This is a genomic window from Chryseobacterium sp. SSA4.19 (genome assembly GCF_022601875.1).
Taxonomy (GTDB): Bacteria; Bacteroidota; Bacteroidia; order Flavobacteriales; family Weeksellaceae; genus Chryseobacterium.
In genome coordinates, this window is record NZ_JAKVIP010000046.1 from 1 (window position 1) to 10,551 (window position 10,551).

12 protein-coding genes are annotated in these 10,551 nt (G+C 35.7%); 7 read left to right on the forward strand and 5 right to left on the reverse strand.

Annotated features, from left to right (window positions below):
- Nucleotides 1-74: 74 nt before the first annotated feature.
- Nucleotides 75-1,073 (forward strand): OmpA family protein, encoded by a 999-nt coding sequence (locus MKJ01_RS18330; protein WP_241615719.1) that lies wholly within the window; start codon nucleotides 75-77, stop codon nucleotides 1,071-1,073.
- A gap of 188 nt (nucleotides 1,074-1,261) precedes the next feature.
- Here MKJ01_RS18330 and MKJ01_RS18335 read toward each other — a convergent pair whose 3' ends face one another.
- Nucleotides 1,262-2,296, reverse strand: a complete 1,035-nt coding sequence (locus MKJ01_RS18335; RefSeq protein WP_241615718.1) for a hypothetical protein — start codon at nucleotides 2,294-2,296, stop codon at nucleotides 1,262-1,264.
- A gap of 710 nt (nucleotides 2,297-3,006) precedes the next feature.
- Here MKJ01_RS18335 and MKJ01_RS18340 point away from each other — a divergent pair.
- From MKJ01_RS18340 to MKJ01_RS18355, 4 genes are all read left to right on the forward strand, one after another.
- A complete protein-coding gene (locus MKJ01_RS18340; RefSeq protein ID WP_241615717.1) occupies nucleotides 3,007-3,525 on the forward strand; it encodes an alpha/beta fold hydrolase in 519 nt (172 codons plus the stop codon).
- A gap of 27 nt (nucleotides 3,526-3,552) precedes the next feature.
- Nucleotides 3,553-3,927: a hypothetical protein gene (locus tag MKJ01_RS18345; protein ID WP_241615716.1), complete on the forward strand. Its 375-nt coding sequence runs from the start codon at nucleotides 3,553-3,555 to the stop codon at nucleotides 3,925-3,927.
- A gap of 155 nt (nucleotides 3,928-4,082) precedes the next feature.
- Entirely contained in the window at nucleotides 4,083-4,517 is a 435-nt protein-coding gene (locus MKJ01_RS18350; protein ID WP_241615715.1) for a hypothetical protein, read from the forward strand.
- A gap of 670 nt (nucleotides 4,518-5,187) precedes the next feature.
- Nucleotides 5,188-5,949, forward strand: a complete 762-nt coding sequence (locus MKJ01_RS18355) for a DUF1266 domain-containing protein (protein WP_241615714.1) — start codon at nucleotides 5,188-5,190, stop codon at nucleotides 5,947-5,949.
- A gap of 65 nt (nucleotides 5,950-6,014) precedes the next feature.
- Here MKJ01_RS18355 and MKJ01_RS18360 read toward each other — a convergent pair whose 3' ends face one another.
- The 3 genes from MKJ01_RS18360 to MKJ01_RS18370 all read right to left on the reverse strand — a co-directional run bounded on the left by MKJ01_RS18360 (nucleotide 6,015) and on the right by MKJ01_RS18370 (nucleotide 8,799).
- Nucleotides 6,015-6,929, reverse strand: a complete 915-nt coding sequence (locus MKJ01_RS18360) for an AraC family transcriptional regulator (protein ID WP_241615712.1) — start codon at nucleotides 6,927-6,929, stop codon at nucleotides 6,015-6,017.
- A gap of 44 nt (nucleotides 6,930-6,973) precedes the next feature.
- On the reverse strand, nucleotides 6,974-7,876 hold the full coding sequence (locus MKJ01_RS18365; RefSeq protein ID WP_241615710.1) for an SDR family oxidoreductase: 903 nt from the start codon (nucleotides 7,874-7,876) through the stop codon (nucleotides 6,974-6,976).
- 476 nt (nucleotides 7,877-8,352) lie between these two features.
- Nucleotides 8,353-8,799: a single-stranded DNA-binding protein gene (locus MKJ01_RS18370; protein ID WP_241615708.1), complete on the reverse strand. Its 447-nt coding sequence runs from the start codon at nucleotides 8,797-8,799 to the stop codon at nucleotides 8,353-8,355.
- Between the two features lie 647 nt (nucleotides 8,800-9,446).
- Between MKJ01_RS18370 and MKJ01_RS18375 the strand changes: the two genes are divergently transcribed.
- Together MKJ01_RS18375 and MKJ01_RS18380 are read left to right on the forward strand one after the other, a co-directional pair.
- Nucleotides 9,447-9,725, forward strand: coding sequence for a hypothetical protein (locus MKJ01_RS18375; protein WP_241632729.1), 279 nt, complete (start codon nucleotides 9,447-9,449; stop codon nucleotides 9,723-9,725).
- 89 nt (nucleotides 9,726-9,814) lie between these two features.
- Nucleotides 9,815-10,099: a hypothetical protein gene (locus MKJ01_RS18380; RefSeq protein ID WP_241615704.1), complete on the forward strand. Its 285-nt coding sequence runs from the start codon at nucleotides 9,815-9,817 to the stop codon at nucleotides 10,097-10,099.
- Nucleotides 10,100-10,299: 200 nt separating this feature from the next.
- Here the strand turns inward: MKJ01_RS18380 and MKJ01_RS18385 are convergent, their stop codons facing one another.
- Nucleotides 10,300-10,488 carry an IS3 family transposase gene (locus MKJ01_RS18385; protein WP_241632731.1) on the reverse strand — a complete coding sequence of 63 codons (189 nt, stop codon included), beginning with the start codon at nucleotides 10,486-10,488 and terminating at the stop codon, nucleotides 10,300-10,302.
- Between the last annotated feature and the right edge of the window lie 63 nt (nucleotides 10,489-10,551).

Sequence of the window (10,551 nt, forward strand, 5' to 3'; positions counted from 1 at the left end):
AGTCTTTTAAATTGCAATCCAAAATTGCTAATTTTCTCGGAACTTTTTTTTATAAATAAGTTTAAACAACTTCTATGAAAAAAACAGTAATCTTATTTATATTGGCTACCATTGTTATTTCATGTAAACAAAAGCCAAAAGAAGATGTAGAAAAAGCCAATCATGTGGAAATACCTGCAACTGGACAAAAGGTAAAAACTGATTCGACACAAGACTTTAATTTTGAAGAAATTCCCTATACCAAAGCTGATCTCGGCGTATTTCCTTTTTTCACTTTGCCTAACGGGTTAAAAGAAATGAACAAGCCCCTGCAAAAAAAATTTGATATATGCTTTTTCCCAGTCGAAGGAGTTATGAAAGCTTTTGAAGGTAAATTATATAAGGCCAATATAACAAATGAGGAGGGTATACAATTCTCTCAACACTATTTTGAAAAAAGCATGGATGATTATCTTACGTCAATCGGTGCTGTTAAAATTTTCAGTGGTACCATTACACAGGATGAATTTGAACGCTATTATAAAAAAGATCCTAACAAAGGCGACGAGGGAGATATCGGGTATGCTGATGAGCAAATTAATGTTTATGCAATCCGAAGTAAAACCCAGGGAAACATTCTGGTTCAATATTCTTCTACAAATGCAGGTGCTAAGCTTAATATATTACAGCAAAAATTACTTACACAAACCATTAGCAAAATCACTGCAGATGATATTATTCAAGATCTTGTTCAAACCGGAAAATCTATTCTCTATATTAATTTTGATACGGATAAATCGGACATTACAGCAGATGGTAAGGAAGTAGTGAGTCAAATTGCTGAAGCTTTACATAAAGATAAAAATCTAAAAATTAGCATTGAGGGTCATACTGACAATACTGGCGATGCAACACATAACAAAAAATTGTCGGCCGATCGGGCAAATTCCGTGATGGAAGCCCTTGTTAGCCAGAATATATTAAAAACAAGACTTTCAGCTAAGGGCTTTGGTGCTGAACGTCCTTTGGCTGCCAATGACTCTGAAGAAAGCAAAGCAAAAAACCGGCGGGTAGAACTGGTTAAAATAAATTAGCAGGAATCCGTCTTCACTGATTACCAGCAGCATTCCGGTATAGCATTTTCACAGAGATTTGATTATAAATCATTCCTAAAAGATTTGTTAAAATGATCAGGTCCTAATTATTTGTCCCGCAGAAAGCTGCCGGATGATCTGCTGATTTCTTAAAGATCATCAATTTATTTGAATGCTTTACGGTAATTTTATTCTCTTAAGCAGGCTTTTAATATTCCATAGGGCGTAGTATTGGTATTGAAAAAATCTGATTTATATTCGAGTTTCAATTTATCAAGGATTCTGAGTAAATTATATCCTGTGGAATAAAAATAATTGATACCCTCAGTCTGGTATTGCCAAGGCTCTTCATCAAGTTTAAAATTCTGATAAGAGTTCTTCTTGTAGGCACTATCGTTTTTTAAAAGAAACTCGTTTTCAGGAAAAAACTTATAATTTTCCAATAAAGCCAGTTCAACGTATTTTGAGCTGCCTTCAATTTTCTCATAAAAGTTCTCATTGATACTGAAGTTATCCAGGATAGTTTCTGCTTTTTTTTGTCTTGCTTCTCGAAGTGATATGTATTGTGCCAGTCCTTTTCGCAGTTCTTTTTTAGATTTAATTTTCATTAAGCTGATTAACAATTTGTTTTCAGCTTTAATACTTTCAGCAAACCATTTTTGTTCAAGATATAATTTCTGTAATTGACTTCCCCGTAAATGGATAATCTGATTACTATACTTTGCCGTAGGGGTATGTTGCAGCTGATATCCGTGGAAAAGTTCGTGAATTACCATTGACGCCCATTTTTGAAGACTTTGCAGGTCACTTACATATTCTTTTGCAGTTTCAAAGTCGCTGAACATTACAATAGGTTTCTGATAATACAATGCCGTGCTGTCCGTAAACTCTGCAGCAGTCTCCATGTGAAAAGGATTCTCATCGATACGTTTGGTCTTCATCATGTCAATTCCCTTTAGCGGAATGGTCTTTTGTTTGATCCTTTCCAGAATCTTGGGATCTGCAGAAAAAAAATAACTTGATGATTCAGTAAAATAAAGCTGTGTTACCTGATTGTTTTCGAAATCATTCCATACTTTTTTGGCAATAAAGTTTTTTAAATCCTGTACATATTTTAATCGTTCATGTACTAATGTATCACCATGCTCTTGCGCAAAGCTCTTGGTAAAGAATAATAATAGCAGAATTGTTATTCGAATGATTTTAATTTTATTTTCAATCATATTACTTGAGCAGCATATAAATAGGTTCAATATTATTGGCTTAATTTCTGGTAAATATACTTCGAATAATTGATGTCACATTTAATTATAAGTATTTAATTATTAAGTATATTACATGTTGGATTGGGATGTGCTTTATATCTTCTTAAATAATCTGAAATTGCATTCGGGAAGTTTCCCGCTGGGGAAGGGGTGGAGAAAATTTTTGAATTGAGTTGAGCCGCTTTCCTTGTGCAAAGATAGTTAAAATCAAAGGGCGTAATTGTCTTTGGGCTTCAAGGCTTTTAGTAAAATATCTAACCAGCTAATCTTTTAAATTTAAAAAAGAAATGGGTATTGATATTCCCAGTAAAAACACATAACTATATCAACAAATATAAAATCCTAAATTGTGCAGGAGATGAGAGTAATCTAATGTGTGTTGCACGATTTCTTTGACATGGATATTTAACAATGGAAGGGAACATCCTTTTCTTCATTAAATATTCGTTTATAAATTTGCTTATTGCCAGAAAATCAGGATTGAATAAATCTATAATGGTAAAATTTTACAATGAAAAGAACAAATTGTTTTGTTTTTAGTAAGTATGAAATTAGTAAATTAGTAAAAAATAATGACATGATGAACTGAGCACCACAGTTCAATATCAATTGAGCACCACAGGCTTGTTAGAATTATAAATAACTATCCAATGCTAAACCCCAACCCTATGAAAACTATAAATAAGATCACCTTAGTTCTTTTGATTTTCTTTATAGCTGAAAATTCAATTTTCGCACAGCAAGAAAGCAAATTAGCGATTGTTGACGGAAAAAAAATGAGCTATAAAACGTTCAATCTCGAAAAAAGAAAAGATGGAGAACCCGTTTTAGTTTTTGAGACCGGCTTGGGTGGGGGTACTTTTGATCCTCTACTTGGATTTTTTCCCAATACCGTATCAGGAATACAGTATGAACGCAACGGTATAGGGCAGTCTGAACAGGATATCAACGTAAGTTCTGATGCTCAGGTTGTAGAACGCTTGCATAGTTTATTACAATCACTAGGTATTAAAGCACCTTACTTACTCGTTGGTCATTCCATTGGTGGTGCCTATATAAGACTGTTTGCGGCTAAATATCCAGATGAAGTTTGTGGCCTGGTTTTTTCTGATCCAACCGATTTTATGCTCACTGCCGCTGAGAATAAAGAAGCAAAGCTGAAATCTAAAAGCGGTACCGGCTACTAGGAAGTTTCTACAATCAGTATTAAATTGATGTCGGAGAACCAAAGTTTTAAACCGGGAACACGTTATGATGCCACGCGAGCCTTGAAGGCAAGCTACTTTGTTGACTACCGTGACCTCCCGCCCTTAAAAAGCAGTATCACAGCCACTGTAATTATTTCCTACAATAAGAACATAGAAGCACCTGATGAGGAATTAAATCAAAGGCTTAAGCTTGGTATCAATTTTAAATCTTGGTGGAAAGAATATGATAATCTGAGAATCCAACATTATTCTGAACTGATAAAAGACAATGAAAATAGTATGATTGTACTGCTACCCAAATATAGCCACGGAATTTATTTCCAAAACCCCCAGCTAGTGGCAAAATTGATTCTCGATAATTATAGGAGTCACTTGAAATAAATAGTACTTTGATTATTGGTATATCAATTATTAAAATACAATGAATTCGCAGGATCAATTATAATGTACGCCAAAAGGAGAATCCCGCATAATTATTCAAAACAGGCGACGAGGTTATTCCGAAAATCGTCAGTACTAATCTAAATATAAATTCAATGCGAAAATACAAGAGATTATTGCTTTTTATCAGCCTATTTATTTTTATTGTTACTACAGCACAGAAAAATAATAAGGGAGTTTCCAATGTACTACCAGATTGGCGAAAGGACACCTTTGATTACGCAAAGCAGATCATCCCCAAAGAAGTAAAAAATCCCGCTAGTCAAGAGCTGATCCCTATCACTATTAAAAAAGCCTACATCACAAATCTAGACCATAATCCTATTGTTTTGGCAATATGTGCAGTTGATAGCGAGAGTAAGGGGACCTCATCGTTGACGTACTTTTTCATCAGTCCAAAAACAAATCAGCTAGCCTCAAAATTTCGGTCCGTTTTAACAATAGAAGGTTGCGATTATAGCATTCCTGCATTCGTCATCAAAGATATTGATGGGGACCAAAAGGATGATCTTATTTTTCTGGAATTATAAAATGATAAATGCAAGGGCGATTATTGGATAAGCGCTAATTTCCATCAGATCAATCCCAAAACAACAAGGGACGAATTGGATGATTATCTGAAGCTTAGAAGTCATACCAGCATCAATAGAAGAGTGAAAATAACTGAAATAGGGCAGTTACAGAAAAGACTGGAAAATGTTGTCGCAGAATTGTTTGTGCGATGAGATTTACAATGGCGGGATAAGCTGGTTGCCTTCGGACAAAATTACTTTGATAAAATTCCTAACCGTACCATTTGTAAGATTCAGGGAAAAAATGGATATCGATATATTCCAGACAACAATCCCATTAGTATTCAGCAATTCAGTTCATAGGGAATGGAAAGAGAGAATTGCTGAATTGTATTGTACCGCTCTCCTTGCGCAAAGATAGTTACAATCAAAGGGCGTAATTGTCTTTGGGCTTATGCCATTTCTCAGAAAGCTTAAATAAATGAATGCCTAATCAGATTAGATTTGGAATATAGAACGTATCCTGGTAACGGTTATCAAAGGTGATTTTATAATAAGGAAGATGCTTACATCTTATTAATGGTGACGACATTATGGTTAAAACAAAAAAGTCTATATTTATTTAACGGGAATTTAACGAGCAGTTTGTTTGCTCCAAGTTAACATTGTAAACATAAAAACATTGATTATGATTAATTTTTTCAAAGAGCTCATCAGCTCATTTAAAGAAGGTGTTGCTGAAGGAAAGGCGGAACTGGCACAGGAAAAAGCTCAAAAAGAAACCGAGATCAATGCAGATAAAGACCTCATCAATACAACTTCAGATCATGAAAAATTTGGGACCGCCTTAGGCGCACCCTTTCGAATTGTAATTTTTGGTGATTGGTTTACTCTTTTTAATCTTACAGACGATGACGAGATATATCCTGTCCATCTTTATAAATTTGGAGAATACCCAAAGTTAGAAAAGCATAGAAATGAATTTATCAATGTACTTCGCAGAGATTTTGATATATCAGGCAGGGCTTCCTGTATTGAAGTTTTAGCTTCGTATTTCGACGCGGCGAGAATGGATAAAAGTGAAACTATTCTTAACGGAATAAGCCCAGAAAAGATAGATCCGGACATGTGGAACCCAGAAAAAGAGGGCGTACAGGCTTTAATCTGTGCAGTACTTTCCCATATCACTTCTGCTTCCACCGATGTTGGCTATCTACAGAAAGAAGAAGCTCTGGATATTTTAGGAAAAGTTAATGCTTATGCAAAAGAACACTATACAGACTGGGGAAATTTCAGTGAAGAATTTTTAGCCGGAGAATCTAATATCGGACTTAACAATAGCGCAGGAAAATCGATGCTAAAAAAATACATCGGTTATCTAAAAACAAAAAAAGGCAGTCCGTGGAACAATATCTCATGGGCACCAGATAAAAAAAGTGCGATCCGTTAAAGTTAAAAGTAGCGATGTGAAGGATAAAAAGCTTAAGAGCTAACTGTAATTAATCTCGGAAAATTTTAATTTAAAGACTTTCTGAATTCCTGGGGTGATAAATCAGTTTTTGATTTAAATAACTTGCTAAAAGACTGAGAATGCTCAAACCCCAGTTCATAGGCAATTTCACTAACTGAAAGTTCAGTGGTGGACAGCTTTTCTTTAGCTTTTTCGATGAGTTTTTCGTGGATATGCTGCTGAGTTGTTTGTCCGGTTAAAGATTTTAGTAGGCTCCGCATATAGTATTGAGACATCTTAAGTTTTTCTGAAAGAAACTGAACACTCGGTAAACCTCTTTCCTTCAGATCATTAACTTCAAAATAATCTTTAAGCAGAATTTCCAGCCGTTCTAAAAATTGATGATGCGCTTTATGGCGCGTAATAAACTGTCGCTGATAAAACCTTTCAGAGTAGTTTAAAAGTGTTTCTAGTTGCGAAATAATAATACTCTGACTGAACTTATCAATGTTGGTTTGATATTCCTGCCTGATATTATCTGCGATCTGCTGGATTCTTATTTCTTCATCTTCGGATAAAAATAATGCTTCATTGACATAATAATCAAAGAACTCATATCTCTTGATCGCACTTGCCATTACTGTATTCCAAAGAAAATCCGGATGAATAATCATCATCCATCCGGACGGATTTTTGCCATTTTCTTCCCGTATGATACTCAGAATCTGGTGCGGAGCCATACAGAACATTACGCCTTCATCAAAATCGTAATCCTGTTGTCCGTACCTATACTTGTGATCCATACCTCGTTTTACAGAAATCATATAGAAATCAAACATTAAACTCTGATTTATACTTTCCGCAGCCGGTGCCATGTCTTCAAAGTTGATCACACTGATAAGTGGATGCTTCGGCTTTGGCAAGCCACGTAAGACATGGAATTGAGAGATGGTTTTTATTCTTATTGGCGAATCAGGCATCAGCTTAATATTTAATCAAATTTAATAAATAAAAAAGGGGAGGGTTATTTTTCTTCAGAAAAATAGACACCATTCTGCAAATCTTCCATCAAAGTTGGGTGTTGTGGATTCCAACCTAATGTTGCCTGGGTCTGTTCACTTGAAGTTGGATTATTTAGCCCCGCAAAATGTGAAAACCATTCGAAGTGCTCGGTTGCTTCACTGTCTGTAAGGGAAACAAGTGGAACCTGCAATTTTTCTGCTATGAAAGTGGCAATGTCACGATATGGAATTCCCTGTTCAGCAACTGCATGATACCTTGTTCCACTTTGGAAAGTTTTTTCTAAAGCCAATCGGTACAATTTGGCTGCATCCAGTCTGTGGACGGCGGGCCAGAAATTACTACCATCATTAATCATCGCAGCTTTTCCTTTCTCTTTGGTGATTTTAATCGAGGTTGGAACAAAACCAATGACATCTCCTTCACCATGAACAGATGGAGAGAGTCTTATAACCGCTACTTTTACGCCTTTTGCCACTACTGCATCGGCTGCATTTTCTGTTGCAATTCTGGGATGTGAATGCTTTGCGGCAAGATCTTTTTCATTGGTAAGTCCGTCTTTCGAAAAAAGTGCCGTTCCTGAAGTGATGAGAAAAGGTTTGTCTGTACCTAATAAAGCATCGCCTATAGTTTCAATCACTTTGCCATCCAGTTTACACATCTCCTCGAATTTTGTGAAATCGTGCACAAATCCCAAATGAATCACTGCGTCTGAAGTGATAGCTCCTGCCTTCAAACTTTCAAAATCATTTAGGTCTCCATGGATTGGTTCTGCCCCGGCTGCCACCAATTTCTTTACTGATTCTTCTGAGCGAGCCAATCCTAAGACCTGGTGTCCATTGTCTAATAATTCCCTTACTACGGCAGTTCCTACGAAACCTGTAGCACCTGTAACAAATACTTTCATTTTGATAAAATTTAATGGAGCAAAGTTCAGATTTCGTTCCATTACTCTTGTAGCCAAAAATTGATTTCTTGTAGCCGAATTTGAATAAATTGCTAATGATTGATTGCCATCGGAACTTTAGGACAATAATCATTAGTAGCTCACGGGATATTCGATATATCCCCGCAAAAAATCTGCAACTGTATTCGGGAAGCTTCCAGAAAGGGAAAGCGGTAGGAGAAAATTTTTGAATTGAGTTGCGCCGCTTTTCCTGCACGAAGACATTCAAAACCGCAGGGCTAGATTGTCTTTGGGTTACAAGCCATTCCGTTTTTCTTTTACACTGAAAAATGAATAGTTTCCAGTCCTGCTGTTGAAATTAAGGTGGTGTGCCATGATATTGGATTTTATATGATTGATTGATTGATTGATTGATTGATTGATTGATTGATTGATTGATTGATTGATTGATTGATTGATTGATTGATTGCAATGACCTAAAATGGGAGGTCGTCATCGTCACCCTGTTCAACCGAGATGTCAGCACTTGAAGTAGGGTTTGCAGCTGAACTTGCATTTGTACTTTTTTTTGCGTCTGTATTGGCATCTGTACTGTTGCCGTTTTCCGCTGACCTCCTGCCACCTCCGTGCAGCTTGATCTCTGAGGTGTGGAAATTGAGCCTTGCATGTGCCTCCCCATCGCTGCCCTGCCACGCCATTGCGTAGACCCTTCCCGTCAGTTCCACCAGAGTACCCTTGGTCAGTAGTTTGGCTACCTTGGTGCTGATCCAGTAGGCACAGTCGAAAAAGGTCGTCTGCTCTACACGTTCACCCTGTCTGTTTTTGTAGCAGTCGTTGATCGCCAGTGAGAAATTCACTATTTGTCTGTCTTCTGCCACTTTGCGCACTTCCGCATCCCATGTCAATCGTCCGATAATGTTCATGATCGTTCTTTTTAAAGGTTTTACATTCATTATTATGCTTTCCCTTTTTTCCGCTGTGGCCCTGAGCTGTCAGCCCCTTGCCATAAATTTTTTCAAAAGAAAAAATGGAAAAAAAGAAAGCAGACATCCAATGCGGTCAACAGGCAAAGACCAAAAGGAAACGGAATAATTGGAGGGGACCCGTTTACGGGGAGGAGACCGTTGATGCCGTCCCTTTTGGTGGGCATAACGTAGTGGCTGGCCGCATTACCTTAGCTGCCTTTTTATCCATTTCTTATGAAAATATTTTCTATCCAGTTCGCCTTTAGAAACCGGATCTTAAATGTTACCAGAGGGATTGAAAATATTTGATTTGTCGCTTAAAAAAGCATTAGAGAATACAGAGCAAGGGTGTTATCTTTAAACCCGTTTGTGGTAAAGGTATTGATCTCGAAAAGGTCATAACTAAAGTATCTGTAGATACATAATATTTCAATACCTTATAATTGGAATGCATTTCAAACTGCTGCAAGAGAACAGCACTATATCATGAAACATGGAACTAAATTACAGAAGCTAGATGCACAGATTAAGAATAAGATCAATGCATTATCAAAAAAGAAATTTGATTATTTTAGTAAAGTTATAAAATGCCCATAACTAAAGATATGAATAAAAAAAAGTTATCAAACTACGGCGATATTTTTTTTCTCCAATTAAAAAATAAAGAAAAATATGTTATTGGACGGGTTTTGTTTGATGTTGAAAATCAATTTCATAAAACGGTTAGTGCTACCGAAAATTATTTTAATGTATTTAGAGAATGCCAACTTGTCGAAATATATGAATCAATTTATGATAGTCCCGTTAAAGTTGATTCGACAAAGATAATCCTTCCAAATACATTTGTTTATAGAATAGATAGTAAAGAAAATAAAATAAAATAAATTGGGGAGTATTAGATAACCAACCTGTTAATTACACAAAAATTGAATTTCCTGAAATTATAACCATTGTTAATGGGAGTGTAAAGCTATTGCGCGGTGAATTATCAATTGAAACGAAATATAACAACACAGATGATTTTAATTTAAGGTTTAGTGCAGAATTTCCAATAGTTTTAGCAAATCAAGCAGCTTACATACAGGGTTATAGTGATATGGTTGAGGGATTTCATTCTGAAAAAAGTTTTGCTAAAATGGACCTTCGCAATTTTCCAGAACTACGAAGCAAAGTATATACAGATTTAGGGCTTGATCCTAAGAAATTGTATTACGAATTATCAAAAGAAATGGGATTTGATCTGGCAAGGTTTTACTAGCAGATATTATTATTATTATTATTATTATTATTATTATTATTATTATTATTATGGGTGCACGGGGCATAAAAAATTCTGAAAATGATACTGCTATAGATTGGTTGAACGAATTTCAACAAGAAGCAGATTCTGTGAGAATAGAGGTCCTCTTAGATGAAATTTTAAAAGATTGGATATGCAAATAAAAATTCCAGTATCAGTTAAGCTACATTTAGATAGGTTTTGTTTTGATTGTTAAATTCTTCTATTGTTTGATAATTCAGGGTGCCGTGACGTCTTTTTTTATTGTACCAGACTTCGATGTATTCAAAGATATCCAGTTTCATCTTTTCTTTTGTAATAAGCTTGTTTCCATAAATGAGTTCTGTTTTTAGCGGACACTCTCCCACAAAGTGTGTAAGTTAAAAAGTCAGGGCTTAGATTTTATAATCTGAGCCTTTCTTCAAAAATAA

Coding starts and splice junctions, on each gene's coding strand:
- MKJ01_RS18330 (WP_241615719.1), top strand. CDS start 75: ATGAAAAAAACAGTAATCTTATTTATATTGGCTACCATTGTTATTTCA.
- MKJ01_RS18335 (WP_241615718.1), bottom strand. CDS start 2,296: ATGATTGAAAATAAAATTAAAATCATTCGAATAACAATTCTGCTATTA.
- MKJ01_RS18340 (WP_241615717.1), top strand. CDS start 3,007: ATGAAAACTATAAATAAGATCACCTTAGTTCTTTTGATTTTCTTTATA.
- MKJ01_RS18345 (WP_241615716.1), top strand. CDS start 3,553: ATGTCGGAGAACCAAAGTTTTAAACCGGGAACACGTTATGATGCCACG.
- MKJ01_RS18350 (WP_241615715.1), top strand. CDS start 4,083: ATGCGAAAATACAAGAGATTATTGCTTTTTATCAGCCTATTTATTTTT.
- MKJ01_RS18355 (WP_241615714.1), top strand. CDS start 5,188: ATGATTAATTTTTTCAAAGAGCTCATCAGCTCATTTAAAGAAGGTGTT.
- MKJ01_RS18360 (WP_241615712.1), bottom strand. CDS start 6,929: ATGCCTGATTCGCCAATAAGAATAAAAACCATCTCTCAATTCCATGTC.
- MKJ01_RS18365 (WP_241615710.1), bottom strand. CDS start 7,876: ATGAAAGTATTTGTTACAGGTGCTACAGGTTTCGTAGGAACTGCCGTA.
- MKJ01_RS18370 (WP_241615708.1), bottom strand. CDS start 8,799: ATGAACATTATCGGACGATTGACATGGGATGCGGAAGTGCGCAAAGTG.
- MKJ01_RS18375 (WP_241632729.1), top strand. CDS start 9,447: ATGAATAAAAAAAAGTTATCAAACTACGGCGATATTTTTTTTCTCCAA.